The organism is Megamonas rupellensis DSM 19944 (genome assembly GCF_000378365.1).
GTDB classification, from domain to species: domain Bacteria; phylum Bacillota; class Negativicutes; order Selenomonadales; family Selenomonadaceae; genus Megamonas; species Megamonas funiformis.
In genome coordinates this window covers 1-26,021 of record NZ_KB899578.1, presented here as the reverse complement: position 1 = coordinate 26,021, position 26,021 = coordinate 1, and the positions used below count along the sequence as shown (strand labels likewise).

Sequence of the window (26,021 nt, the reverse complement as noted above, 5' to 3'; positions counted from 1 at the left end):
AAATATGAATATTTTAATAAAAAATGCTAATGTTTTATTAGCTGATGGTAAAGTAAAAATTGCAGATATTGCAATTAAAGATAGCAAAATTTTAGCTATAGAAAATATACCAGAAACATTTAAAGCAGAAAAAGTGATTGATGGTACAGATAAATTAGCAACAGCTGGTTTTGTTAATGCGCATACACATGTATCCATGACTTTATTGCGTAGCTATGCTGATGATATGAAGCTTATGGATTGGTTAGAAAATAAAATATGGCCAATCGAAGCTAAAATGAAAAAAGAAGATATTTATTGGGGCGCTATGCTTGGTATCGCTGAAATGATAAAGAGCGGTACAACTACTTTTGCTGATATGTATGGCGATATGGACCAAGTAGCCCAGGCTTGTATTGATACAGATATTAGAGCAGTGCTTTCCCGCGGTATTATTGGTGTAGCACCAAATGGCAATCAAGCATTAGAAGAAAACAAAATCTTATTCAGAGATTTTAATAATGCTAATGATGGTAAAATAACAGTTATGTTTGGCCCTCATGCACCATATACTTGCCCTCCAGATTTTCTACAAAAAGTAGTGAAAGCTAGTGAAGAATATAATGGAGAAATTCATATTCATTTAGCAGAAACTAAAGGTGAAGTAGAAAATTGTTTAAAAGAATATGGCAAAACACCTATAGCTTTAATGGGAGAAGTAGGTATTTTAGACCGTGGCGTATTAGCTGCTCATTGTGTTCATTTAACAGATGAAGATATTCAAATTATGAAAAAATACAATGTACGTGTAGCGCATAATCCAGGAAGCAATATGAAACTTGCTAGCGGTGTTGCTCCAGTTCCACAATTATTAAAAGCAGGAGTTTGTGTAGGCTTAGGTACAGATGGAGCTTCTAGTAATAATAATCTTGATATGCTAGAAGAAATTAATTTAGCGACTTTACTGCATAAAGTAAATACTTTAGACCCATTAGCTGTGCCAGCTCTTGAAGGTGTAAAAATGGGAACTGAATATGGCGCTAAAGCTGTAGGATTAAATAATGTAGGCTTAATCAAAGAAGGATATAAAGCAGATATCGTTTTATTTGATATGTCTGCTCCACAATGCTATCCACGTCATGATTTAGTATCTTTATTAGCGTATAGCATGAATGGCTCAATGGTTGATACAGTATTAGTAGATGGTAAAGTTTTATTAGAAAATAGAACTTTTACTACTATTGATGAAGAAAAAATTAAATATGAAGCTAATCGTTGTGCCATGAATTTAACATTGCGTTAAAATTTTTATAAATTATAAGTTTTTTTTAATAAATAACCATAGTTTATTGATTTGTGCTATACTAAAACCATAAATAAAAATAAATAATAAAATATTATTTAGTATTTAGATAATGAGATGTATGTTTTTGATTACAAACAAAGCTACTTTTTATTTGCAATTGGGATTATTCACCCCATTATCCAATATTGAAAGGAAGCTTTGTATTATGACAATTAAATATAATATTTGCGAAAAAAGACATGAAAAAAAGATGACTCAGAAACAATTAGCTATGAGAGCAGGTATTAGTACAGCTATGGTTAGCTTTATAGAAAATGATAAACGCCAACCAACTTTTTTAGTAATAGCGTCTATTGCAAAAGCTTTAAATGTAAAATTAGATGAATTAGTTGAGATAAAAGACAATTATCATTACTTTAGACAATAAGATATGAAATAGAAAACAGCACTTTTTAAGGTGCTGTTTTTTGATAATAAAAAGGAGTTAGTTTTAAACTAACTCCTTTTGTTATTTGATTGATATATCTTTTATTATTTATCAAAGATATTTTTGAGAGCCTGTTTATTTACATCACGGTTTAACTGAGCAAGGTAAGTAGTTAATTTGATGTGTTTTGGACAAGCTTCTACGCAGTTTTGGCTGTTACCGCAGCTAGTGATACCGCCTTTTTCCATAAGAGCATTAAGACGTTTTTCTTTGTCAAATTTACCATATGGATGTAAATTGAAGAGATAAGCTTGAACTGTTGGAGCAGGTCCGATGAAGTCAGACTGTGGACCAACGTTAGGGCAAGCTTCTAAGCAGCAACCACAAGTCATGCAGTGGGAAATTTCATATGCTGTAGCAGCAGTATATGGGTTTTGAATTGGAGCTTCACGATTTTCCCAGCTACCATCAACATTAATCCAACCTTGGATACGTTTGAGGCTTTCAAACATAACGCTACGGTCGATTAAAAGGTCACGGATTACAGGGAAAGTACGAGCTGGAGCAATGCGGATTGGTTGAGGAAGTTTGTCGATAAGAGAAGCACAAGCTTGACGTGCACGACCGTTAATAACCATCATACAAGCACCACATACTTTTTCTAAGCAGTTGCATTCCCAAACTACAGGAGTAGTTTTTTTGCCATCTTTAGTTACAGGGTTTTTCTGAATTTCCATTAAAGCTGCAACTACGTTAAGTGCAGGACGATAAGGAATTTCAAATTCTTCTGTGTAAGGTTTGCCAGTAGGGCTATCTTGACGTTCAATAATCAAATGAACAGTTTTTTTAGTATCTGCCATTATTTTTTGCCTCCTTTAGTAACATCATAACGACGTGGACGAGGTTTAACTAAGGAGTGATCAAAATCGATATAGCTGATTTCTGGTTCACAAGTTTCAGGGTTCATTCTAACAAGTGTAGTTTTTAAGAAATGCTCGTCATCACGGTTAGGGAATTCTGGTTTGAAGTGAGCACCACGGCTTTCATCACGCATACGAGCTGCTTTACAGATAGCAAGAGCGTAGATGATCATGTTGCGAAGCTGACGTACGAACATAGCTTCTTGGTTAGCCCAGCGACTAGTATCAGTAAGACCGATATGATCCCATTTTTTGAGGATTTTCTTAACTTCTTCATAGCAATATTCAAGGTCTTTGTTAATACGTTCAATTGTGCAGTAACGAAGCATGAGTTCGCCTAATTCCATATGGAGTTTATGAGCGTTAACGTCGCCTTTCATATTCATGATTTTTTCAAATTCATCAACAGTCTGTTGTTTTGCTGCAGCAAGTTCTGCATCAGTAAGAGCAGCACCATTGTCTTCAGCAATAGTTTTACCTTCAATTGTCCAAGCGGAATCACCGTTAGCCCAACGAATAGCTTCTGGACCAGAAATAGTACCAGAATGAGCAGCGGAAAGAAGGGAGTTAGCACCAAGACGGTTAGCACCATGGTACTGATAGTCACATTCGCCGGAAGCGAATAAACCAGGGATATTTGTTCTGTGTTTACGGTCTACCCAAATACCACCCATGGAATAGTGAACGGAAGGGAAGATCTGCATAGGAACTTTACGAGGGTCGTCACCAACGAATTCTTCGTAGATTTCCATGATACCAGCGAGTTTACGGTTTAAGTAATCTGCATCAATGTGGGAAAGATCGAGGTATACACGATTTTCGCCATTGATACCAAGACCCATGTGTACGCAAACTTGATAAATTTCACGAGCTGCGATATCACGAGGAACGAGGTTACCATAAGCTGGATATTTTTCTTCGAGGAAGTACCAAGGTTTGCCATCTTTGTAAGTCCAAACACGACCACCTTCACCACGAGCTGCTTCAGACATAAGACGGTTTTTATCTTCGCCTGGAATAGCTGTTGGGTGAATCTGAATGAATTCAACGTTACCGAGGTAAGCACCTTCTTGGTATACATCGGAAACAGCAGAACCGTTACAGATTGTAGAAGCTGTACATTTACCGAAAATAACACCAGGACCACCTGTTGCTAAGATAACTGCATCAGCTGGGAAAGCTTCAATTTCCATGGAATTCATGTTCTGAGCAGTGATACCACGGCAGATGCCTTCTTTGTTTTTAATGATGTGAACGAATTCCCAGAATTCGTATTTTTTAACTTTGCCTTTTACTTCAAGTTTACGAACTTGTTCATCAAGAGCATATAAAAGCTGTTGACCAGTAGTAGCACCAGCGAAGCAAGTACGTTTATGTTTTGCACCACCGAAGTTACGAAGGTCAAGGTTACCTTCTGGTGTACGAGTGAAAGGAACACCCATGCGGTCGAACATTTTAATAAGTTTTGGAGCGTTTTCGCACATACCTTTAACTGCTAATTGGTCAGCAAGGAAGTCGCCACCATAAATTGTGTCATCGATATGATCCCAAACAGTATCATGTTCACCTTTGGAATCCATACAAGCATTAATACCACCCTGTGCACAGAGGGAGTGGGAACGTTTTACTGGGCAATAAGAGAATAAGTCTACAATACCGCCAGATTCACAAATTTTAATCGTAGCCATAAGACCGGATAAACCGCCACCGACAACGATGATTTTTTTTGTAGATTTCACGTGAGTCTCTCCTTATATCAGAATTTATAGATTAAAACCAGTACATGCTCATGAAAGCAATTGTTAAAAGGGATAATACTACAAAGATTGCCATGAATACACGAGAGAAGAAAGTCTGGATACGAGGACCTTTTGCAATACCCCATGTCATAGTGAATGTAGTAAGACCGTTAAAGAAGTGGAAAATAGATGCAATCATAGCGATTGTATAAGCACCCCATACAAGCGGATTTTGGAAATAAGCTTGTAATAATTCGAAGGAAATAGGAGTACCGCCACCTTTTACCATAATGCGGAGATAAACAACATGCCAGATTAAGAAAAGGAAGATAATAACAGCAGTTATTCTTTGGAAATAGAAATTCCAGTTGCGAGCATAACCATAGCTTTTTACGTTGTTTTTAGCTTGCATTAAAATGTACAAACCATAAAGACCATGGAAAAGGAATGGAACTAAAATGAAGCAAATTTCCAAAGGAAGCATAATTTCATGTGGAATAGATGCAAGATGCTCAACTGCTGCATTGAATGGAGCTGGTCCACCTAATACCATAGAGTTTGTAAAGATATGTTCGAGTAAGAATAAACCTACAGGAACAATACCGCAGAGGGAATGTAATCTGCGAATATAAAATGTTGTGTGAATCATCCTTGAACCTCCTGTACTTTTTAATTTTCATAGGGAAAATTTACACACCTTATGACATGCTTAAAAAAGCTTCCATATATTAATTATATGTAATATAAATGATAGATGGCTATCCCCGTGTGTCCCACGGTTCGCAAAATAAACTGAGCTCCTCCTAGAAGATAATAAAGGAGCTCAGGATTTTGTTAATTATTAAAGTTTATCCATATCTAAAGTGCGATATGGAGCCTGACCCATTTCATAGAAATTATTACCTTCAGAGTCAATAACTACGATTGCAGGGAAATCTTCAACAGTAAGAGCTGCAAGTGCTTCAGGACCAAGTTCTGGATAAGCGATTACTTCATATTTTTTTACGCATTTGGAAATAAGTGCAGCAGCACCACCAACAGCGGCAAAATAAGTAACACCATTTTTCTTCATGGATTCGATAACAGCTTTATCACGAGAACCTTTACCAATCATACCTTTAATACCCTGTTCGAGCATTGTAGGAGTATAAGCGTCCATACGACCAGAAGTTGTAGGACCGCAAGAACCAATTGGATTACCAGGTTTAGCTGGAGTTGGTCCAAGATAATAAACAATTTGATTGCTCCAATCAATTGGAAGTTTTTCACCACGAGCAAGTGCTTCTGTCATAACTTTATGAGCAGCATCACGTGCGCTATAGATAACGCCAGAAATAAGAACGCTATCGCCTACTTTTAATTTACGAGACTGTTCTTCAGTCAAAGGTGTTGTAATGCGAATTTTATCAGCCATTTAAATGTACCTCCCGAATAAATTATAATACGCGTTTAGAATGACGGCATGCATGGCAACAAATTGTTACAGCCACAGGAAGACCAGCAATATGAGTAGGACCCCATTCGATATTAACAGCAAGAGCACTTGTTGTACCACCGAGCTGTGGACCAATACCTGTCTGGTTGATTAATTCTAAAAGCTCTTCTTCAAGTTTTGCATATTCAGGATGAGCATTACGAACATTAGTTGGACGAAGTAATGCTTTTTTAGACATAACAGCAGCACGGTCCATAGTACCGCCAATACCAATACCAACAACCATTGGTGGGCAAGGATTGCAGCTAGCATGAAGGATAATATCCATAACTGCTTTTTTAACGCCTTTTACACCATCAGCCGGTACAAGCATTTTTAAGCCAGATTTATTTTCGCTACCGAAACCTTTTGGTTCAACTTGGATAGTTAATTTATCGCCAGGAACGATTTCTGTGTAGATAACAGCTGGTGTATTATCTTGAGTATTTTTACGATCGAAAAGTGGTTCAGCTACAACGGATTTACGTAAATAGCCTTCAGTATAACCTTTAGCTACACCAGCATTGATAGCGTCATTTAAGTTGCCGCCTTCAATGTGAACATCTTGACCTAATTCAACAAAAACAATAGTCATACCAGTATCTTGGCAAATAGGTCTGTCTTCTTCTTTTGCAATTTTTGCATTTGTGATAATTTGGTCGAGTACTTCTCTTCCTACTGGAGATTTTTCACTAAGTCTACCTCTTTCTAATGCGGCAAACACATCTCCTGGTAAATAGTAGGCAGCTTCTTTACACATCTGCGCTACTTCTTGAGTGATTTGTTCTGCTTGGATTGTACGCACCATAACCCCTCCAATGGATTAAAATATTTAGTCATTGTTTTATTAAACTTCCTAAATTTAGGCAATCCCCATTAATGACTAACGGTTAAGGACATATTTTTACTTAATAAGTATATATTTTTTAAGTAGAAAATTTTTAAATAAATAAGAATTTATCTATTTTGAGATCTGTCCCATCTCTAATAAATTAACTCTCACCACTGGTTAAAAGTAGTGGGGGATTTATCACGAACAAATTGGATAAAAATATCCTCATGTAATGAAAATTTTAGCATATTTTTGAATGTCTTTCAACACCTAAAATGGCTGGAAGCCTTAATATTATTAAAGTTGAAGGCTGTTCACTTTTATAAATAAAATATATTTATAGACTAAAAAATATAAAAAGTTATTTATTTTAGTACATAATTTTATTAAATAAATATATAAAATCATTATAAATATTTATCTTAAATATAAAAAACTTTTATTTTAAAAATATGCGTTGAAGATTTATTTTTTCATTATTTATATCAATTATCATGAAAGAAGGGTCTAGACCATCTCGAGGTTCAGAAACACTTCCTGGATTAATGATTATTTTATCATTTACATGCTCTTCGTTACCTACATGACTATGACCATAAACTATTATATCTGCACCTAATTTAGAGGCTTGTTCATATAGATATTTAGTTGTCCATTTTACATTATATTTATGACCATGGGTCAAAAATATTTTTTTGCCAGCAATTTCTACTAATATTTCTTTTGGCTTAGTGGAAAACCAATCTATATTACCAGGAACAGCATATACAGGTTTTTTAGATACATCAGCTAAATAGCCAGCATCATCAATACTATCGCCAGCATGAAGCCAACAATCTACATCGTCAGCTAGACAAATTGCATCATCAATAGCAGATAGATCATGATGACTATCACTCATAATTCCTATTTTCATTTTAAATATTCACCTAGTTGGATTTCCATTTCACGTAGTGCTTTGCCACGATGACTAATATTATTTTTTTCTTCAATAGTTAATTCAGCCATAGTTTTTTGCAAATCAGGAACAAAAAAATATGGGTCATAACCAAAGCCATTATTTCCTTGAGCGAAAATGCGAATGATACCTTCACATTTTTGAGTACAAGTTAATGTTTTGCCATCAGTATCTACAAAGACTAAAGAACAAACATATTGAGCAGTTGATTGCTCTACATTTTTTTTCTGTAGTTCTTCAATCATTTTTTTATTATTAGCTAAATCGTCTGCATGATAACCAGCAAATCTAGCTGAATAAATACCAGGAGCTCCATCTAAAATATCAATGGTTAAACCTGAATCATCTGCTAAACAAGCATAGCCTGTTTTTTGAGCGTAAAATTTTGCTTTTTTGATAGCATTTTCTTCAAAAGTAGTACCATCTTCAACAGCATCAGGTAAAGGGCCAAATTCACTTAAAGAATGAAGTTCTACAGGTAAATTTTTAAATGCATTTATCATTTCTTTTATTTTGCCTTGATTTTTTGTAGCTACAATAATTTTTTTCATCATGGAATCCTTCCTATTTTCCAAACTAAGTCATTACCTAAAATATCTTTTTGATAAGAGATTAATTCATCAATACCTTTTTGAGCATAGGCGAGCATTTTACTGAATTGTTCATGTGTAAAAGGTTGTTTTTCACCAGTACCTTGAATTTCTACAAAATGGCCTTCGCCTGTCATGACGATATTCATATCAGCTATAGCGGTAGAATCTTCTTCATAACATAAATCTAATATAGGTTCATTATCTTTAGAGATACCTACGCTTATGGCAGCCATGAAATCTTTTAATGGAAATGGTTTTTTAGGGTCGTAGATAGTGGCTAAAGCTTCAGCTAATGCTACAAAAGCTCCAGTGATTGAAGCTGTTCGCGTACCACCATCGGCTTGAATTACATCACAGTCAATAATGACTGTTCTTTCACCTAAAGCTTTAAAATCCATAACACTGCGAAGGCAACGTCCTATAAGGCGTTGGATTTCCTGTGTTCTGCCATTTTGTTTACCACGAGAGGCTTCTCTAGGAGAACGAGTCAATGTCGCTGATGGAAGTAAGGAATATTCAGCATTTAACCAGCCTGTACCGCTACCACGTAAAAATGAAGGAACACCATCTTGAATAGTAGCAGCACAAATTACTTTAGTATTGCCTGTTTCAATTAAAACAGAGCCAGCTGGATATTTTTGAAAGTATTTTGTTATTTTAAAACGACGCAATTGGTCTGCATTTCGTCTATCAATTCTAGTCATATAAATAAAAAGTCTCCAAATGAAATCATAAAATTTAAGTTATTTTAAACTATCAAGATAGCCCTGTAAAATAAATACAGCAGCCATTTTATCAATAACTTTTTTGCGTTTTGCACGACTGACATCAGCTTCTAATAAATAACGGTCAGCAGCAACAGTAGATAAACGTTCATCCCAAAAGATAATTTCAGCATCAGGAATATCTTCTAGGATTTTATCTGTAAAATGTTTTACAATATCGCATCGTTCGCCAACTGTACCATTCATATTTTTAGGTAAGCCAACGACAAATTTTTTAGTTTCGTATTGTTTGCTTAATTCGCGAATACGAGCTAAATCGTGTTTATAAGATTTACGGCGAATTGTTTCTACACCTTGTGCTGTAAATAAAAGTTCATCGCTTACGGCAATGCCAACAGTTCTATCACCGATATCAAGGGACATTATTCTCATAAATATTTATTCACCTTTTTTTATATTCTCATTGTTTTCTAAATAGAAACGTACAAGTTCTTCTAGCAATTCATCTCGTCCTAATCTACGAATTTCATTTCTAGCATTTTTGTTACTTGTGATATAAGCTGGGTCATCAGATAAAAGATAACCAACTAATTGATTGATTGGACTGTAACCTTTTTCGAGCATAGCACGGCAAGATAAGCAAAGTGCTTTTGCTGCTTTATCATCATCTGCACCAAAATTAAACATCATAGTTTCATCTTTAATGTTGGACATAATAATCACCTCAAAATATCTATATATTGTCATATAGTAGATTAATCTATAATCTATGTACTAATTATAACAAAAAAATAGTTTTAAAGACAGTCAATATTACTTTAAGAAAACAAAAGGAGGCTAGATAATTAGCCCCCTTGCTAGTTTAAATATAATTATTTAATTTGAGATTGAATTACTTCATGAGCTTTAGCAAAAGCATCATTTAATTTTTCTGGTTGTTTACCACCAGCTTGAGCCATATCAGGACGACCGCCACCGTTACCGCCAGTAACCATAGCTACTTCTTTTACAATTTTACCAGCGTGTAAGCCACGAGCTACACCGTCTTTATTTACTTTTACAACGAAGTTAACTTTATCGTTGAGTATAGCACCGAGAACAACTACACCAGCTTTATCGAATTTGTTGCAAAGAAGGTCTGCATTGTTGCGAAGTTCATCCATGTTAGCAGCTTGGATTTTACCAACAATTACATTAACACCATTATATTCTTTTAATGCCATTAATAATTTATTGGAATCAGCTTTAGCACGTTCAGCTTGAACTTTAGCAATTTCAGCTTTCATTTCTTTATTTTCTTGAAGAAGGTTTGCAATTTTATCGCAAAGATTGCTTTCGTTAGTTTTTAAAGTTGTTATAGCTGTTTGTAAAAGTTTAGCTTTAGCATTCATATAATCAATAGCAGCTTTACCAGTGATAGCTTCAATACGTCTAACGCCAGCAGCTACACCAGATTCACCAATGATTTTAAACATGCCGATTTGACCGATATTTTTAACATGGCTACCACCGCAAAGTTCCATACTAAATCCAGGTACAGTAACTACACGAACGATATCGCCATATTTTTCACCGAATAATGCCATAGCACCAGCTTTTTTAGCATCTTCTTGGTTCATATGAGAAATTTCTACATCTTTACCTGTTAAAATTTCAGCATTTACCATTTCTTCTACTTGTTGTAATTGTTCAGCAGAGATTGGTTCAAAGCTAGAGAAGTCAAAACGTAAATGATGAGCATTTACAGCAGAACCAGCTTGATTGATATGGTCGCCAACAACACGTTTTAAAGCAGCTTGTAAAAGATGTGTTGCTGTATGGTTACGTGCAGAAGCGAGTTTATTTTCCATATCTACAGTTATTTCTACAGTATCTCCAACATGAAGACTACCTTCAGTTACATGAACAATATTATAAACAGAACCATCAGGTAATTTTTTAGTATCAATAACTTGTGCATTACCCATATCTGTTTTTAAGCTACCAATATCGCCTTCTTGTCCGCCACCTTCAGCGTAAAATGGTGTAACGTCTAAGATAAGACCAGCTTCATCGCCGTCTTCAAGGCTATTTGTAGTTTTAGCATCTTTCCAAATGCAAACGATTTTAGCTTGACGAGCAGTTTCATCAACTTTTAATTCACCGATATTGCTATCACGTAAATCAGGAATATCCATGCGTTTGTTTTCGCCACGAGCATTACGTGCACGAGTGCGTTGTTCGTCCATAGCTTTATCAAAAGCTTCTTTATCTAAAGTCATATGATTTTCATGGAGAATTTCATCTGTTAATTCCCAAGGGAAACCATAAGTATCATAGAGTTTGAAACCAACTTCACCATCAAGAACAGTTTTATTTTCAGCTTTTAATTTTTCAACTTCAGCATTTAATAAATCCATACCTTGAGTTAATGTAGTTGCAAAACGGTCTTCTTCTAAGCTGATTACTTTTTTGATGTAATCTTTTCTATTTGTGAGTTCATCATAAACACCACTGTAGATTTCAGCAACTACATCAACAGCGCCAGTTAAGAATTTATCTTCGATGCCAAGCATACGAGCATGACGTACAGCACGACGTAATAAACGACGAAGTACATAGCCACGACCTTCATTAGAAGGTAAGATACCGTCCATAACCATGAAGGAAATACTTCTAGCATGGTCAGCAATAACTTTTAAAGAAATATCTGTTTCTTTATCTTTACCATATTCTTTATTAGCAACTTTGCTAGCATATTCAATGATAGGGAACATTAAATCTGTTTCAAAGTTAGATGGTTTATTTTGTAATACTGAAGCAAGACGTTCAAGACCACAACCTGTATCAATGTTTTTATGTACAAGTGGATTGTATTTTCCATCTTCAGTACGATCAAATTGAGTAAATACAAGGTTCCAAATTTCAAGATAACGGTCACAATCGCAACCAACGCCACATGTAGGGCTACCACAACCACGTTCTTCACCGAGGTCAATGAAAATTTCAGAGTCAGGACCGCAAGGACCGCTACCAATTTCCCAGAAGTTATCTTCTAATTTAACGATATGTTCTGGATTGATGTCAGTTTCTGTTGTCCAAATTTTATATGCTTCTTCATCATCAGGATAGATTGTAGCCCAAAGTTTATCTTTTGGAAGTTCTAATTCTCCAGTTAAAAATTCCCAAGCCCATTTAATAGCATCATATTTGAAATAATCACCAAAGGAGAAGTTACCAAGCATTTCAAAATAAGTATGATGGCGAGCTGTGCGACCTACGTTTTCAATATCACCAGTACGAACACAACGTTGACTTGTAGTGATACGAGTGCAAGGTGGTGTCATTTTACCTGTGAAATAAGCTTTGAAAGGAGCCATACCAGCACCAATCATCAATAAGCTAGGGTCATCTTTTGGAATTAAAGATGCACTAGGAAGTTCTAAATGTCCATTTTTGACAAAAAAGTCAAGGTATCTTCTACGGAGTTCTTTTCCGCTCATATACTTCAAACTAATCTACCTCCAATATTTTAAGTTGAAATTTTTGATTATTTACTAATAAAAAACTTCTATAATTATATATAATAAATTATTTCAAGTCAATTTATCAAGGTTTTTAAAGCTTTTGTAGATTAAATCGCTTAGCAAAAGTCGGAGAATTTTTTATATCTATTTTTTGATTAGGTAAAGATAATAATTTAATTTTATCTTGATTTATCGTTAAAATGTTAATTTCACTTAAAATAATCAGGCATTGTTTTATACTGTAATCAGATAAATTTAGATTGTAAATTTGTTTTAATAAAGCTTGACAATCTTTAAGGGAAAATATACTTTGACCATATTTTTTTTCTTGATTGCGCAGACAAAGATATATTTTGCCGATTGTGTCATAAGCAGGAAATTCTTCTAAATAAGAAATTTTTCGTTTGCTTTGACGTAAATCACTTAATTTAAATTGTAGATAAGTATGGTCATTCCAGTGGTTTAATTCAGGCTGGAATAAAATATCTACATATTTATTATTTATATCATCGGCAACATCTGCCATATGCCAACCAATAGCAGTATATTGTGTATTATTATAAGCAAAATTAAAACGTAAATGATTATTTTCTTTGCCCATTTTCATGCTTTTAGTGACTAAAAGATTTTGACAGACAAATTGTGGTTTAGGATTTCCCATGCCAAAAGGTTCAAGTAAAGATAATTCCTCGATAAAATCCATGGTTATATCTTGAGGTGTTAAAACTGTTTCTACTTGATAAATTGGTATTAAATCTTCATCTATTAAATGTTCATTAGCATATGTTTGCATATGTGAAATAAAATCATCTAATTTAGCTAAATCAATCGTAAAACCTGCTGCTTTGGAATGACCTCCATAAACCATTAAATCTTGTTCACAATAAGTGAGGGCATTTTTCATATGGAGTCCATCTATGCTACGGCAAGAGGCTTTACCAATATTATCTTTAGTCGCTATGATTATTATAGGTCGATAATATTTTTCTTGTAGGCGAGAAGCTGCTATACCGATAACACCTTCATGCCAATTTTCGCCAACAACAATGATGATTTTATTTTCTTGAAGATTATTTTCTTCAATTTTTTTGACAGCTTCGTGAAAAATATTTTCTACAATTTCTTGACGTTGTTTATTTTCTTCATCTAGATATAATGCTTTTTGATGAGCTGTTTGTTTATCAGTGGTTAATAATAATTCAACAGCAATGCTAGCATGAGTCAATCTTCCCGCAGCATTTAGACGAGGAGCTACACCAAAACCAATATGACCCGTATTTATATTATTTTCATCATAATTGCAGATTTCAATTAAAGTTTTTATACCTAAGTTTTGAATATGAGCTAATCCTTTTTTGACAATGCGACGATTTTCGTCAACAAGAGGTACAATATCAGCTATAGTGCCTAAAGCTACAATATCCAAATAATTTTCTAATTCATGAATATCCTTATTTAAGCTTTGATATAGTCCTTGACAAAGTTTGAAGGCTACACCTACACCGCAAAGATTTTTGTTGGGATAATTACATTGTGATTGTGTAGGGTTGATAATAGCAAAGGCATCAGGAAGAATTTCACGAGGTAAATGGTGGTCTGTGATAATCATATCAATTTTATCTTTGGCATAATCAACTTCATCAAGAGCTGTAATACCACAGTCAACAGTGATTAATAAATCGTATTTAGGTATTAATTTTTGTAGGGATTCGATATGAAGACCATAGCCTTCGCTATGGCGGTCAGGTAAATAATAGTCTATATTAAAGCCTAATCTAGTAAAAACTGTCATTAAAAGAGCAGTGGAGCTGACACCATCTACATCATAATCACCATAAATGCAGATTTTTTCTTTATTTTTTAAAGCTAATAAAAGTCTTTGGCAAGCTTTTTCCATATCTTTTAGAAAAAAAGGGTCATGATAGGGAATTTTTGTGGGATTGAGAAATAATTTAGCTGAGTTTTCATCAAGATTTTTTCTAGTTAAAATTTCAGCTAGACTAGAAGATATATGCAAATTCTTTTCTAATAAGATTTGTTTTTTTTCATCAATGGGTAGAATTTCCCAACGTTTATTCATAAATAAATATTACCTCCTATACTTGATTTTTATAGATAGTATTTAATTTATTTTTTACATATAATTAATAGCTATTTGTTTTACAGTATAAAATGAATATGATAAAATGTAAATTATTGCAAGTAATAAGAAGACTTTAATACATATTTAACAAATTCGAAATTAAAATATGATTGAACTAAGTTGATAATCTGGGGGAAAATATATGTCAGGTAAAAATATTCTAGTGGTTACAGCATCAATGGGGTCTGGTCATAATAAGGCTGCCAATGCTGTTGCAGAGGCAATAAAGAGAAAATATCCTGTCAATAAAATAAATGTTATTGATTTTATGTCAACAGAAACAGCCTATTTCAATAGTCTAGTTAAAGATATATATTTAAAGATGCTCGACCATACACCAAGCGTGTATGAATTTTTCTATAAATTTACATCAGATTCTACAAAAGGAAGTACTATACAATCTGTTTTTGCTCATGCTATGAAAAAAGATATGCGTGAGCTTATAAAAAAATATGAAGCTGATATGGTGATTTGTACTCATCCTTTTCCATGTGCAGCTGCATCTTATCTAAAGCAAACAGGGGAAATAAATATTCCTTTAATCACAGTGATGACAGATTTTTGTGTACATCAATTTTGGTTATATAAAAATATTGATATTTATTTTACTGCTAATGATTTATTGAAAAAAGAAATGGTAAATCAAGGTTTATTAGAAGAACGTATTTTTGTTACAGGTATACCTGTGGGATATAATTTCCGTGTAGATTATAATCGAGATGATTTATTGGCAAAATTCAAATTGGAAAAAGATAAACCTGTAGCTTTGATTATGGGTGGCGGTCTTGGTTTAGGTGGCGTAAAAAATGCACTTTGCCAATTAGAACGCTTGAAAAAAGATATTCAAATTCTCGTAATTACAGGAGCAAATGTAGCGCTTTGGTCAGAGATGAATGAATATGCACAGCATTCCAAGCATAAAATTTTCGTATGGGGATATTCGCATAATATTCAAGAATTTATGTCTGTGGCTACATTCTTAATTAGTAAACCTGGTGCACTTACAATAAGTGAAGCATTGACTAGAGAATTACCAATGATTTTACATGACCCAATACCAGGGCCAGAGGTGGATAATGCAAAATTTGTTTCTGATAATGGTGCTGCTATTTGGGTGAAACATCAAGATACTTTAGATGCAGTAGTACGTGAAGTATTATCTGATGCAACTATTTTGCCAAAACTTAGAAATAATGCTAAGGTATTAAAGAAACCATATGCTTCCGATAATATAGCAGATGTTATTGCAAATATGTTAGGTTTAGATTAGTATTAGGGAAATATAAATTAATAGGTGAAAATATGTTCAGAAAAATAATGGAGCGGTTTATAATATTCGCTTTTGTGATAATGATTGGTTATTTAGGATTTATAATTATTAAACAAGAAGTGTATTTAAGCCAAGTAGAAGAACAGACTATTATAGCCGAAGAGCGATTAAATAAAGCAAAGCAAATAAATGAAGAATTAAGTAGAGAAAAAGATAATTTAAATAAGCTCGAATATGTGGAAAAAGTAGCTCGTGAAGAGCTAGGTATGACAAAACCAGGCGAAGTGCCATATATTTCTGAAGAAAAAGAATAACATTTTATTGACACTATTTGTTTAGCAAGGTTATAATAATAAAAGCTTAAAGCTAATTATCTTAAGGAGGACATAAAAGTAGTATGTCAATCGAAGTTGGCAATATCCTAGAAGGTGTTGTAACAGGTATTACTAAATTTGGCGCTTTTGTTGAATTACCTGGTGGAAAAGTTGGTTTAGTACATATCTCTGAAGTTGCAGATGTTTACGTTAAAGATGTAAATGATTTTTTGAAAGAAAAAGACAAAGTCAAAGTTAAAGTACTAAGTGTTGATGACCATGGAAAAATAGGTTTATCTATTAAACAATTACAGGAGAAAAAAGTCGAAGAACAAAATACTCGTCCTGCACAGAGTAGTAATTATCGTCCTGCTCCTCGTAAGCAATTTAATAATGACTTCCGTAAACACAATAATAGCGGCGCTTCTTTTGAAGATAAATTATCCAAGTTTTTAAAAGATAGTGATGAAAAACTTACTGATTTACGTCGTAAGACAGATTCTAAACGTGGTGGCCGTGGTGGCGGTTCTCGTAAATATGAATAAAACTAAGAAGCACTCTTTAATTTTTTAAAGAGTGCTTTTTGTTAATAGCTGGGAAATTATATGAATATGAATTTAATCTTGAGGTAATTTTTTTATGAGCGTAAATAATAATGTAGATGTAATAAATATAATGGAAATAATTGAGCGCGTAGAAAATTTTGCTAGAGAATATGATTTATTTAAGGCTCATGATAAATTATTGATTGCTTGTTCCGGTGGGCCAGATTCTATGGCACTTGTGGATATCTTCCAAAAACTCAGTGTTAAATATAAATTAGAGATTATTGTAGCTCATGCTGAACATGGTATTCGCAAGGAAAGTTCATTAAATGATGCATGGTATGTAAAAAATTATTGTGAGCAAAAAAATATTCCTTTTTTTATGGAACATTTAAATGTATTAGAGCATCTTAAAACAGAAAAATTATCTGTAGAAACTTTGGCTAGAAAATTGCGTTATCAATTTTTACGCAAAATAGCGAAAGCACAAAATGCTACAAAAATAGTAACAGCACATCATTTAAATGACCAAGCAGAAACTATACTACAGCATCTTTTAAGAGGTGCAGGAACAGCAGGTCTTAGCGGTATGAAAGCTAAAAATGAAGATATTATACGACCATTTTTATGTTTATATCGTGAAGAAATTGAAGCATATTGCTCAGTTGAAAATATCAATCCTTGTTTAGATGAAACGAATAATTGTTTAGATTATGAACGCAATCGCATACGTTTAGATTTAATCCCTAGATTAAAAGCATATAATCCTAAAGTAGTAACAGCTATTTGCAATAGTGCCAAGATTATTGCTCAAGAAAATGATTTTATAAATTACTATGTAAAAAATTTTTATCGAGATAAAGTCATAGTAGATATAGATAATCAAGGTAGAAAATATATAAAAATAGATATCAAAGTATTAAAACAAGAACATAAGGCAATAAGAAATGCTTTATATAGGTATATTATAAAAGAATTTAAAAGGAATTTAGAAAATATTAGTTTTGTTCATATTGATAAAATTGATAAGTTTTTATACAATGGACATACTGGTTTAATTTTGCAATTACCGAAGAATTTGCAAGTAAAGATAAATTATGATAGATTAACTTTTAGTGAAAAAGAAATTTTGCCAATTGAAAATTCTGAGGAAAAAGAGCAAAATATATCCATAAAAATAGATTTAGGTTTACTTTTGACGAAAAAAGAAATAAAATTGCCTTATGAACAATCATTGATTATAGATAAAATCTGCGGGCAAGATGAGGTCATGAAATTATCTGGTCGAGAACATTGTTTTGTTGATATGGATAAGATTAAGGGAGCTTTATTTATTCGCAAAAGACAAAATGGGGATAGAATAACTCCTAAAGGCATGACAGGCAGTAAAAAAGTAAAAGACATTCTAATTGATAGAAAGATACCGACAGAAGATAGAGATAAAATTCCTTTGATTTGTGATGAAAAGGGAATTATTTGGATAGCTGGTATACAACAAGATAATAATTATTTAGTAAATAAAAATAGTAAACATATACTATATTTAAAATTAAAAAAATAATAATTAGGTGGGTTTTAAATTATGAAAACAATGAAAGATGATATCCAGAGTGTACTTTATACAGAAGAGCAATTACGTGAAGGTGTAAAGAGAATTGCAGATGAAATCAATCGTGATTATGCTGGTAAAGAAATTTATGCTATTGGTATTTTAAAAGGTGCTATTATTTTCTACGCTGATTTAGTACGTGAAATCAATGTTCCTGTATCTTTTGATTTTATGGCAGCATCTAGTTATGGTAAAGGTTCTACTAGTAGCGGTGCAGTTAAAATCTTAAAAGATTTAGATTTTAGCATTGAAGGCAAACATGTTATCATCATTGAAGATATTGTAGATTCTGGTCTTACTTTATCTTATTTATTGAAAAATATGGAATCTCGTCATCCAGCTAGCGTAAAATTATGTGCATTATTAAATAAACCTGAACGCAGAGAAGTTGATGTAAAAGTTGATTATGTAGGATTTGAAGTGCCTAACGAATTTTTAGTTGGCTATGGTTTAGACTATGATAGCAAATATCGTAATTTACCATATATTGGTATTTTAAAACCAGAAGTATATACAAAATAATGATAATTAACATAGAATAACTATTAATTAACTTGTTTATATGATATAATTAATCATTATGATTTGAAGACAATGCTATGAGGAGGCATAAGATTGAATAAATTTTTGAGGAATGTGGGTTTTTACTTGTTAATCATTCTTGTAGCAATAACTGTAATCGACCATTTTTCAGTAGATACAAGCAATAAACAAGAAATAAATTACACTGAATTTGTAAAACAAGTCGATGACAAAAATGTAGCTAAAGTTGTTATGCAAAATAGCAATATTAAAGGTACATTGAAAGATGGTACAGAATTTACAACTATTACTCCAGGATATCCAAATAGTGATGAAGAACTTGTAAAAACTCTTCGCGATAATGGCGTAGATATAAAAGCAGAAAATCCGCCTGAAACACCATGGTGGACAACATTATTTTCTTCTTTACTTCCTATGCTTTTACTCATTGGTGTATGGTTTTTCATCATGCAACAGTCACAAGGTGGCGGTAGCCGTGTAATGAGCTTTGGTAAAAGCCGTGCCAAAATGATGGGTGATGGTAAAGTAAAAGTTACTTTCAGTGATGTTGCTGGTGCTGATGAAGCAAAACAAGAACTTGCTGAAGTTGTAGAGTTCTTAAAACATCCAAAGAAATTCAATGACCTTGGTGCAAGAATTCCAAAAGGTGTATTATTATTTGGCCCTCCAGGTACAGGTAAAACTTTACTTGCTAAAGCTGTAGCTGGTGAAGCTGGCGTTCCATTCTTCACTATCAGTGGTTCTGATTTTGTGGAAATGTTCGTTGGTGTTGGTGCATCTCGTGTTCGTGATTTATTTGAACAAGCCAAGAAAAATGCACCATGTATCGTATTTATCGATGAAATTGATGCTGTTGGTCGTCAGCGTGGAGCAGGTTTAGGTGGCGGTCATGATGAACGTGAACAAACACTTAACCAATTACTCGTTGAAATGGACGGGTTTGCAGCTAATGAAGGTATTATTATCATCGCAGCTACAAATAGACCAGATATCTTAGACCCAGCTCTTTTACGTCCAGGACGTTTTGATAGACAAATCGTTGTTGATAGACCAGACGTTCGTGGCCGTGAAGCTATTTTAAAAGTGCATACAAAAGGTAAACCTGTAGATAGTGATGTTAATCTTGATGTATTAGCTCGCCGTACACCAGGTTTTACAGGTGCTGATTTAAGCAATCTCGTAAATGAAGCTGCGCTTTTATCTGCACGCAGAAATAAAAAGACTATTTCTATGAATTCTTTAGAAGAGTCAATAGAACGTGTAATTGCAGGTCCTGAAAGAAAATCTAAAGTAATCAGTGATCGTGAAAAACGTCTAACTGCATATCATGAAGGTGGTCATGCGTTAATTGGTTTATTATTACCAAATGCTGATCCTGTGCATAAAGTAACAATTATTCCTCGTGGTAGAGCTGGTGGTTATACTTTAATGTTACCAAAAGAAGATCGCTCTTATGCTACACGTGGAGAGTTACTTGATAGATTGAAAACTATGCTCGGTGGTCGTGTTGCTGAAGAAGTTGTACTTAAAGAAATCAGTACAGGTGCTTCTAATGATATTCAACAAGCTTCTGGTTTAGTTCGTAGCATGATTACTCAATATGGTATGAGCGATGTATTAGGTCCAATTGCTTTTGGTGATGGACAAGATCATCAAGTATTCTTAGGTCGTGATTTCAATAATCAACGCAATTACAGTGAAGATGTAGCTTGTGCTATTGATAAAGAAGTTCGTCGTTATATTGAAGAAGCTTACGATGAATGTCGTAAATTATTAATCGAAAATATAGATAAACTTCATTTAATCGCTAAAGCTTTGATTGAAAAAGAAACTTTAGAAGAAAAAGATTTAAAAATTATCATGGAAACTGGTAGCTTAGAAGGCGTTTGCGAAATCAAAGAAGCAAATAGCGAAGAAAAAGAAACTTCCACTACAGAAGAAGTGAAAAATGCTGAAGTAGTAGAAGAAAAACAAGCAGATGCTGTAGCTAAAGAACCTGCTATTTCCACTACTGAAAAAATCTAAATATATTCACCTTGTTTGTAATATAAAAATAGGGTAAGCTAAAAGTGTGTAAGAAAAAGTTTTTACTTTATCTTATGCACTTTTTTTATAAACTTTTAGAATAAAAAATATAGATATAAAGGGAGTTTTTTTATGAAGGTTTTGATTGTAGATGATAATAAACAAATTACTTCTATTTTAGAAGCTTATGCTAAAAAGGAAGGATATCAAACTGTTATTGCTGTAGATGGACAAGAGGCTTTAGATGTATTTCAAAGGGAAAGACCAGATATTATTTTATTAGATGTCATGATGCCTAAAATAGATGGTTTTGAAGTGTGTCGAGTAATTCGCAAAACTTCTAATGTGCCAATTATAATGATTACTGCTCGTGGTGAAGATTTTGAAAAGATTATGGGACTGGAAATTGGTGCTGATGATTATATAGTAAAACCTTTTTCACCAGGAGAGATAATGGCTAGAATAAAGGCTATTTTAAGACGTATTCAGCCTAAAACAGAAAATTTACAAGTTTTTAGTTATGATAATTTACAGATAAATTTAGCTGATTATACAGTGAGTATAGATAATAAAGTATTATCACTTACAAAAAAAGAAATTGAAATCTTATGGACTTTAGCTACAAAAAAAGATAGAGTTTTTTCTCGTGATATGTTATTGAATAAATTATGGGGATATGATTATATCGGCGATAGTAGAACAGTGGATAGCCATATAAAGAGATTGCGTGCTAAATTGGAAAAATATCCTCATGATAAGTGGGAAATAAAAACTATCTGGGGAGTTGGCTATAAATTTGAGGTAAGTGATGATGTTAAACAATAAAATAGCTCTAAAATTAAGCTTAAGTTTTGCGCTAGCTTTGATAATTTTTTCCATTATAATCAGTGGTGTGTTTTTAGTGTTATTCAAGCAATATACTGTGGATTTGCATAAGACGCAATTACAAAATTATGCACAATCGCTAGCACAATCATTATCAAGTGGTAAACGATATAATGGTATGGGATATGGCGCGCATTTATATTTTAGTAGTGAAATTATGGGCTATAATGTCTGGATTGTAGACGAGAATATGAATGTCATCACACCAAGAAATATGCAACATCATAAAATGATGCATGCAAATTATACTTTTTCTGAGTTGCCACCAAATGCCAGTGAGGTTATCAGAGAAGTTTTTCAAGATAAAACAGTATTTAGTGAAGGATTTAGTGATGTTTTATCACAATTGACGTTAACTGTAGGTGTGCCGATAAAAGATGCAAATGGAAAAGTATGGGGAGCTGTATTATTGCATTCACCTGTAGAAGGTACCACTGATGGGATTTATCAAGGGCTTATGATTTTAGGCATAAGTATAATTTTAGCACTTATTATTGTTTTAGCTTTAGCAATATTATTTTCATATTTTTTCACTAAACCTTTGACAAAGATGAAATCTGTGGCAATGCAATTAGCCGAAGGTAATTATCAGGCTAAATGTAATATAAAACAGAAAGATGAAGTTGGAGAATTGGCAAATGTAATGGATTTATTAGCTGGACGTTTAGATGAAGCTAGTAAAGAAAGTTTAAAATTAGAACAAATGCGAAAGGATTTTGTGTCTAATATATCACATGAACTTAGAACACCAGTAACAGTTATTAGAGGCTCTTTAGAAGCACTTTGTGATAAGATTATTACAGACCCTAATCAAATTGATGAATATCATTTACAGATGTTAAATGAAGCTAAATTTTTGCAAAGATTAGTAGGGGATTTACTTGATTTATCTAGATTACAAAATCCAGATTTTGCGATTGAAAAGCAGGAGTTAAATTTAAATGATGTAATTTCTGATGTAGTTAGAAGTGCAAGGCAGATTGCTAAAAATAAAAATATTAATATAAATATTGATTTAGAAAATCCTAATTTAAAAATTTCTGGTGATTATGGAAGACTCCGTCAAATGTTTTTGATTATATTAGATAATGCCATCAAATTTTCTTTTGAAAATAATAAGGTAGATGTTTTGGTTAAAAATGACACAATTATTATTCGTGATTATGGCATAGGTATAAATGAAAAAGATTTGCCACATATTTTTGATAGATTTTACAAAACTCATGGTGAGCATAATAAAGTAGGTACAGGTTTAGGTTTAGCTATAGCAAAACAGATAGCGGAAAGGCATAATATAGAACTAATTGCTCAAAATAATTTTGATGGTGGGGCAAAATTTATTTTTAAAATACCATTAAAATAAAACAAAAAAGACATAATTTTGACAAAAAGTCTTGCTACAATATAATCAAAGATAAGAGATAAGTAGGGAGGAATAAATATGAAAAACTTAAAGAAAATTATCGTTACAGGATTATTAGCATTGAGCGTTGCAACTACAGCTTTTGCAACATCTGCTTATAATAATCCAGCAGAAATAGTTGCTGGACTCACTGGTCGTAGCGTAGAAAGTGTTATTGATGAAAGACATGATACAGGTAAATCTTTTGGCACTATCGCTAAAGAAGCTGGCAAATTAGATGAATTTAAAGCAGAAATTTTAGAACTTAGAAAAGATCAATTAGCAGCACGTGTAGCAGATGGCAGACTTACTCAAGAACAAGCAGATAAAATTTTAGCTTCTATTGAAGAAAGACAAGCTCTTTGTGATGGCGAAGGCTATGGATATGGTTGTGGCTATGGTCGCGGTTACCGTGATGGTAATGGTGATGGATATCGTGATGGTGGCAGACATCATCATAACCGCTGTGGCGATTGCAGATGGTAAAAGATTACTTAAATTGACAGATTAAATTTAATAAATATATATTAAAGATATAAAAAAGACTTAATTTTGGTTTATATGCCAGATTAAGTCTTTTTTTATAGTAAATTTTGAAATTAAATTGCAAAAATTAATGATGATTTAGAATATTTATTGCAATGTAATACTAGCTTAGTATATAATAAATAAAAAACGTAAGTAGTATGTTTAAGATTTTGGAGGATAAATAAATGGGATTATTTTCAAAACTATTTCAGTCTAATGAAAAAAATTTTGTTTCACCGATGACAGGTAAAGTGGTGGCTATGAGCGATATTCCAGACCCTGCATTTGCTCAAAAAATGATGGGTGATGGTTGCGGTATTGAATTGACAGATGGTACAGTTGTTGCACCTTTTGATGCTAAAGTAACAGCTGCTTTCCCTACTGGTCATGCTTTTGGTTTAGAAGCTAAAGAAGACGGCACAGAAGTATTAATTCATATTGGAATTGATACAGTTGAAATGGAAGGCGAAGGTTTTTCTTCTAATATAAAAGTCGGTGATGAAGTAAAACAAGGTGATGTTTTAGTAGTTGTGGATTTAGAAGCTGTACAAGAAGCAGGTAAATCACTCGTATCTCCTATTGCTTTTACTGGCAATAATAAAGTTGAAGTTTTTAAAATTGGACAAAATGTTGTTGCTGGTGAAAAAGGTCTTTTAAATTACAAATAAAATAGTGTATAATAGTAACATCTATTTGTACTATTAATAATTAAACCCTGTAGGAATAGAAAACCTACAGGGTTTTTAATTAATTACCTTATTTGATTGATGGAGGGAATTAAAATGAAAACAAATTCACAGCAAAGTCTAAAGCGTGGTTTGAAAAATCGTCATTTACAGATGATTGCTTTAGGTGGCGCTATTGGTACAGGTCTATTTTATGGTTCGGCTTCAACAATTCAATTGGCTGGGCCAGCTATTTCACTATCTTATTTAATTGGTGGTTGTGTAATATTTTTTATCATGCGCATGTTAGGGGAAATGGCTGTAGATAATCCAGTTTCTGGCTCATTTAGTTCATATGCAAATACTTATTGGCATGAATTCGTAGGTTTTTTATCTGGTTGGAATTATTGGATGAATTATGTCATCGTTAGTATGGTAGAATTAACAGCTGTAGGTATTTATATAAATTATTGGTTGCCAGATGTACCACAATGGCTTTCTGCTCTTATTTGTTTAATTATCATTACAGTGATTAATTTAATTAATGTAAAATTATATGGTGAATTTGAATTTTGTACAGCTATTATTAAAGTAGTTGCTATTTGCTGTATGATTATTTTTGGCATATATATTATTTGTACAGATATGGGAACATTTCCTGAAAATCTTAGCAATCTTTGGAGTCATGGCGGTTACTTGCCAAATGGCTGGTGGGGTCTTGCTCTTTCTTTAGTAGTAGTTATGTTCTCTTTTGGCGGTATAGAATTAATCGGTATTACTGCAGGTGAAGCAGATGAACCACAAAAATCTATCCCTAAAGCTATAAACCAAGTTATTTGGCGAATTCTTATTTTTTATATTGGTACTTTAGTCGTTTTAATGATTTTATATCCATGGAATGAAGTAGGATTAGAAGCAAGTCCATTTGTACAGATTTTCTCTAATATTGGTATACCTGCTGCAGCAAATTTATTAAATATAGTAGTATTAACAGCGGCTATATCTGTTTATAATAGTGCTATTTATAGTAATTCACGCATGTTATATGGTTTAGCTAGTCAAGGAAATGCTCCTAAGATTTTAACTGCTTTAACTAGAAATGGTGTGCCAATGGTTGGTATTTTCATTTCTTCAGGAATTACATTAATCGCAGTAGTTTTAAATTATCTTTTCCCTGGAAAAGTATTTATGTATTTAGTTTCTATTGCAGTAGCAGCGGTACTTGTTAGTTGGTTTATCATCATTGTTACACATTTGAAATTTAGAAAAGCTAAAGCTCGTTTAGGGCAAGATAAAGATTTACATTTTAAATCTATTGGTTATCCAATCATCAATTATTTATGTATTGTATTTTTGATTTTTATTGCATTCATGATGTATCAAATTCCTGATACTAGAAATGCTTTGTATATTTTACCTTTATGGATTATTATTTTAGCTATCGGTTATATGCTTAAAAAGAAAAAATAAATATAAAAATAGAAATATAAACAGAAATAAAGAGTACAGATAAATGATATGCACCCAAAATATTGGACATATTAATTAGGCTACTAATTGAAATTTAATTCTGTATTCTACAGGACTAAGTCCTTTTAGTTTTATCTTTATCCGTTTTGTATTATAATATTTT

General features: G+C 33.0%; 26 protein-coding genes. 13 read left to right on the top strand and 13 right to left on the bottom strand.

Features of this window, described 5'->3' with window-relative positions:
* Positions 1-4: 4 nt before the first annotated feature.
* Both F553_RS0106270 and F553_RS0106265 read left to right on the top strand, forming a co-directional pair.
* Positions 5-1,282, top strand: a complete 1,278-nt coding sequence (locus F553_RS0106270; RefSeq protein WP_018999440.1) for an amidohydrolase — start codon at positions 5-7, stop codon at positions 1,280-1,282.
* A 208-nt stretch (positions 1,283-1,490) separates the two neighbouring features.
* Positions 1,491-1,712 carry a helix-turn-helix domain-containing protein gene (locus tag F553_RS0106265; RefSeq protein ID WP_008537237.1) on the top strand — a complete coding sequence of 74 codons (222 nt, stop codon included), beginning with the start codon at positions 1,491-1,493 and terminating at the stop codon, positions 1,710-1,712.
* Between the two features lie 104 nt (positions 1,713-1,816).
* On the opposite strand, the gene sdhB is transcribed toward F553_RS0106265, so the two are convergent.
* The 12 genes from sdhB to recJ form a co-directional block, all read right to left on the bottom strand.
* Positions 1,817-2,572 carry a succinate dehydrogenase iron-sulfur subunit gene (gene sdhB, locus F553_RS0106260; protein ID WP_008537238.1) on the bottom strand — a complete coding sequence of 252 codons (756 nt, stop codon included), beginning with the start codon at positions 2,570-2,572 and terminating at the stop codon, positions 1,817-1,819.
* On the bottom strand, positions 2,572-4,320 hold the full coding sequence (gene sdhA / locus F553_RS0106255; protein ID WP_051081863.1) for a succinate dehydrogenase flavoprotein subunit: 1,749 nt from the start codon (positions 4,318-4,320) through the stop codon (positions 2,572-2,574). The genes sdhB and sdhA overlap by 1 nt, the downstream gene beginning before the upstream one ends.
* An 82-nt stretch (positions 4,321-4,402) precedes the next feature.
* Positions 4,403-5,020, bottom strand: a complete 618-nt coding sequence (locus tag F553_RS0106250) for a succinate dehydrogenase/fumarate reductase transmembrane subunit (protein ID WP_008537240.1) — start codon at positions 5,018-5,020, stop codon at positions 4,403-4,405.
* A 192-nt stretch (positions 5,021-5,212) separates the two neighbouring features.
* The gene (locus F553_RS0106245) at positions 5,213-5,785 is read right to left on the bottom strand and encodes a Fe-S-containing hydro-lyase (RefSeq protein WP_018999438.1); all 573 of its coding nucleotides are present in this window, start codon (positions 5,783-5,785) and stop codon (positions 5,213-5,215) included.
* 22 nt (positions 5,786-5,807) lie between these two features.
* Positions 5,808-6,653: a fumarate hydratase gene (locus tag F553_RS0106240; RefSeq protein WP_008537243.1), complete on the bottom strand. Its 846-nt coding sequence runs from the start codon at positions 6,651-6,653 to the stop codon at positions 5,808-5,810.
* A 463-nt stretch (positions 6,654-7,116) separates the two neighbouring features.
* Positions 7,117-7,593: a metallophosphoesterase family protein gene (locus F553_RS0106235; RefSeq protein ID WP_008537244.1), complete on the bottom strand. Its 477-nt coding sequence runs from the start codon at positions 7,591-7,593 to the stop codon at positions 7,117-7,119.
* Positions 7,590-8,186: an XTP/dITP diphosphatase gene (locus F553_RS0106230; RefSeq protein ID WP_008537245.1), complete on the bottom strand. Its 597-nt coding sequence runs from the start codon at positions 8,184-8,186 to the stop codon at positions 7,590-7,592. Before F553_RS0106230 ends, F553_RS0106235 begins: the two co-directional genes overlap by 4 nt.
* A complete protein-coding gene (gene rph, locus F553_RS0106225; RefSeq protein ID WP_018999435.1) occupies positions 8,186-8,932 on the bottom strand; it encodes a ribonuclease PH in 747 nt (248 codons plus the stop codon). Before rph ends, F553_RS0106230 begins: the two co-directional genes overlap by 1 nt.
* Before the next feature lie 39 nt (positions 8,933-8,971).
* The gene (ruvX, locus tag F553_RS0106220; RefSeq protein ID WP_008537247.1) at positions 8,972-9,385 is read right to left on the bottom strand and encodes a Holliday junction resolvase RuvX; all 414 of its coding nucleotides are present in this window, start codon (positions 9,383-9,385) and stop codon (positions 8,972-8,974) included.
* Between the two features lie 6 nt (positions 9,386-9,391).
* On the bottom strand, positions 9,392-9,667 hold the full coding sequence (locus tag F553_RS0106215) for an IreB family regulatory phosphoprotein (RefSeq protein ID WP_008537248.1): 276 nt from the start codon (positions 9,665-9,667) through the stop codon (positions 9,392-9,394).
* Positions 9,668-9,825: 158 nt separating this feature from the next.
* Positions 9,826-12,444, bottom strand: a complete 2,619-nt coding sequence (gene alaS / locus F553_RS0106210) for an alanine--tRNA ligase (RefSeq protein WP_018999434.1) — start codon at positions 12,442-12,444, stop codon at positions 9,826-9,828.
* A 106-nt stretch (positions 12,445-12,550) separates the two neighbouring features.
* The gene (gene recJ / locus F553_RS0106205) at positions 12,551-14,539 is read right to left on the bottom strand and encodes a single-stranded-DNA-specific exonuclease RecJ (RefSeq protein ID WP_018999433.1); all 1,989 of its coding nucleotides are present in this window, start codon (positions 14,537-14,539) and stop codon (positions 12,551-12,553) included.
* A gap of 205 nt (positions 14,540-14,744) precedes the next feature.
* Here recJ and F553_RS0106200 point away from each other — a divergent pair, with 205 nt between their 5' ends.
* The 11 genes from F553_RS0106200 (at position 14,745) to F553_RS0106150 (ending at position 25,858) form a co-directional block, all read left to right on the top strand.
* Complete coding sequence (locus F553_RS0106200) at positions 14,745-15,872, top strand: MGDG synthase family glycosyltransferase (protein ID WP_008537251.1); 1,128 nt, start codon at positions 14,745-14,747, stop codon at positions 15,870-15,872.
* Between the two features lie 80 nt (positions 15,873-15,952).
* Positions 15,953-16,186 (top strand): FtsB family cell division protein, encoded by a 234-nt coding sequence (locus F553_RS0106195; RefSeq protein WP_018999432.1) that lies wholly within the window; start codon positions 15,953-15,955, stop codon positions 16,184-16,186.
* A gap of 83 nt (positions 16,187-16,269) precedes the next feature.
* Positions 16,270-16,731: a S1 domain-containing RNA-binding protein gene (locus tag F553_RS0106190; protein WP_008537253.1), complete on the top strand. Its 462-nt coding sequence runs from the start codon at positions 16,270-16,272 to the stop codon at positions 16,729-16,731.
* A gap of 94 nt (positions 16,732-16,825) precedes the next feature.
* Positions 16,826-18,292, top strand: coding sequence for a tRNA lysidine(34) synthetase TilS (gene tilS, locus F553_RS0106185; RefSeq protein ID WP_018999431.1), 1,467 nt, complete (start codon positions 16,826-16,828; stop codon positions 18,290-18,292).
* Between the two features lie 21 nt (positions 18,293-18,313).
* Positions 18,314-18,862 (top strand): hypoxanthine phosphoribosyltransferase, encoded by a 549-nt coding sequence (hpt, locus tag F553_RS0106180; RefSeq protein ID WP_008537255.1) that lies wholly within the window; start codon positions 18,314-18,316, stop codon positions 18,860-18,862.
* Between the two features lie 93 nt (positions 18,863-18,955).
* On the top strand, positions 18,956-20,908 hold the full coding sequence (gene ftsH / locus F553_RS0106175) for an ATP-dependent zinc metalloprotease FtsH (RefSeq protein ID WP_008537257.1): 1,953 nt from the start codon (positions 18,956-18,958) through the stop codon (positions 20,906-20,908).
* Between the two features lie 132 nt (positions 20,909-21,040).
* Complete coding sequence (locus tag F553_RS0106170) at positions 21,041-21,733, top strand: response regulator transcription factor (protein ID WP_018999430.1); 693 nt, start codon at positions 21,041-21,043, stop codon at positions 21,731-21,733.
* Positions 21,720-23,156 carry a sensor histidine kinase gene (locus tag F553_RS0106165; RefSeq protein WP_018999429.1) on the top strand — a complete coding sequence of 479 codons (1,437 nt, stop codon included), beginning with the start codon at positions 21,720-21,722 and terminating at the stop codon, positions 23,154-23,156. Before F553_RS0106170 ends, F553_RS0106165 begins: the two co-directional genes overlap by 14 nt.
* 78 nt (positions 23,157-23,234) lie before the next feature.
* Positions 23,235-23,681 (top strand): DUF2680 domain-containing protein, encoded by a 447-nt coding sequence (locus F553_RS0106160; protein ID WP_008537260.1) that lies wholly within the window; start codon positions 23,235-23,237, stop codon positions 23,679-23,681.
* A gap of 227 nt (positions 23,682-23,908) precedes the next feature.
* Positions 23,909-24,391, top strand: coding sequence for a PTS sugar transporter subunit IIA (locus tag F553_RS0106155; protein ID WP_018999428.1), 483 nt, complete (start codon positions 23,909-23,911; stop codon positions 24,389-24,391).
* A 114-nt stretch (positions 24,392-24,505) separates the two neighbouring features.
* Positions 24,506-25,858, top strand: coding sequence for an amino acid permease (locus tag F553_RS0106150; RefSeq protein ID WP_008537265.1), 1,353 nt, complete (start codon positions 24,506-24,508; stop codon positions 25,856-25,858).
* A 75-nt stretch (positions 25,859-25,933) separates the two neighbouring features.
* Here the strand turns inward: F553_RS0106150 and F553_RS12750 are convergent.
* Positions 25,934-26,021, bottom strand: an 88-nt coding sequence (locus tag F553_RS12750) for an IS3 family transposase (RefSeq protein ID WP_156809624.1), incomplete at its 5' end; no start/stop codon positions are given.

Excerpts from the sequence above, each read along its gene's own strand:
- F553_RS0106270 (WP_018999440.1), top strand. The coding sequence starts at position 5 with ATGAATATTTTAATAAAAAATGCTAATGTTTTATTAGCTGATGGTAAA.
- F553_RS0106265 (WP_008537237.1), top strand. The coding sequence starts at position 1,491 with ATGACAATTAAATATAATATTTGCGAAAAAAGACATGAAAAAAAGATG.
- sdhB (WP_008537238.1), bottom strand. The coding sequence starts at position 2,572 with ATGGCAGATACTAAAAAAACTGTTCATTTGATTATTGAACGTCAAGAT.
- sdhA (WP_051081863.1), bottom strand. The coding sequence starts at position 4,320 with ATGGCTACGATTAAAATTTGTGAATCTGGCGGTATTGTAGACTTATTC.
- F553_RS0106250 (WP_008537240.1), bottom strand. The coding sequence starts at position 5,020 with ATGATTCACACAACATTTTATATTCGCAGATTACATTCCCTCTGCGGT.
- F553_RS0106245 (WP_018999438.1), bottom strand. The coding sequence starts at position 5,785 with ATGGCTGATAAAATTCGCATTACAACACCTTTGACTGAAGAACAGTCT.
- F553_RS0106240 (WP_008537243.1), bottom strand. The coding sequence starts at position 6,653 with ATGGTGCGTACAATCCAAGCAGAACAAATCACTCAAGAAGTAGCGCAG.
- F553_RS0106235 (WP_008537244.1), bottom strand. The coding sequence starts at position 7,593 with ATGAAAATAGGAATTATGAGTGATAGTCATCATGATCTATCTGCTATT.
- F553_RS0106230 (WP_008537245.1), bottom strand. The coding sequence starts at position 8,186 with ATGAAAAAAATTATTGTAGCTACAAAAAATCAAGGCAAAATAAAAGAA.
- rph (WP_018999435.1), bottom strand. The coding sequence starts at position 8,932 with ATGACTAGAATTGATAGACGAAATGCAGACCAATTGCGTCGTTTTAAA.
- ruvX (WP_008537247.1), bottom strand. The coding sequence starts at position 9,385 with ATGAGAATAATGTCCCTTGATATCGGTGATAGAACTGTTGGCATTGCC.
- F553_RS0106215 (WP_008537248.1), bottom strand. The coding sequence starts at position 9,667 with ATGTCCAACATTAAAGATGAAACTATGATGTTTAATTTTGGTGCAGAT.
- recJ (WP_018999433.1), bottom strand. The coding sequence starts at position 14,539 with ATGAATAAACGTTGGGAAATTCTACCCATTGATGAAAAAAAACAAATC.
- F553_RS0106200 (WP_008537251.1), top strand. The coding sequence starts at position 14,745 with ATGTCAGGTAAAAATATTCTAGTGGTTACAGCATCAATGGGGTCTGGT.
- F553_RS0106195 (WP_018999432.1), top strand. The coding sequence starts at position 15,953 with ATGATTGGTTATTTAGGATTTATAATTATTAAACAAGAAGTGTATTTA.
- F553_RS0106190 (WP_008537253.1), top strand. The coding sequence starts at position 16,270 with ATGTCAATCGAAGTTGGCAATATCCTAGAAGGTGTTGTAACAGGTATT.
- tilS (WP_018999431.1), top strand. The coding sequence starts at position 16,826 with ATGAGCGTAAATAATAATGTAGATGTAATAAATATAATGGAAATAATT.
- hpt (WP_008537255.1), top strand. The coding sequence starts at position 18,314 with ATGAAAACAATGAAAGATGATATCCAGAGTGTACTTTATACAGAAGAG.
- F553_RS0106170 (WP_018999430.1), top strand. The coding sequence starts at position 21,041 with ATGAAGGTTTTGATTGTAGATGATAATAAACAAATTACTTCTATTTTA.
- F553_RS0106165 (WP_018999429.1), top strand. The coding sequence starts at position 21,720 with ATGTTAAACAATAAAATAGCTCTAAAATTAAGCTTAAGTTTTGCGCTA.
- F553_RS0106160 (WP_008537260.1), top strand. The coding sequence starts at position 23,235 with ATGAAAAACTTAAAGAAAATTATCGTTACAGGATTATTAGCATTGAGC.
- F553_RS0106155 (WP_018999428.1), top strand. The coding sequence starts at position 23,909 with ATGGGATTATTTTCAAAACTATTTCAGTCTAATGAAAAAAATTTTGTT.
- F553_RS0106150 (WP_008537265.1), top strand. The coding sequence starts at position 24,506 with ATGAAAACAAATTCACAGCAAAGTCTAAAGCGTGGTTTGAAAAATCGT.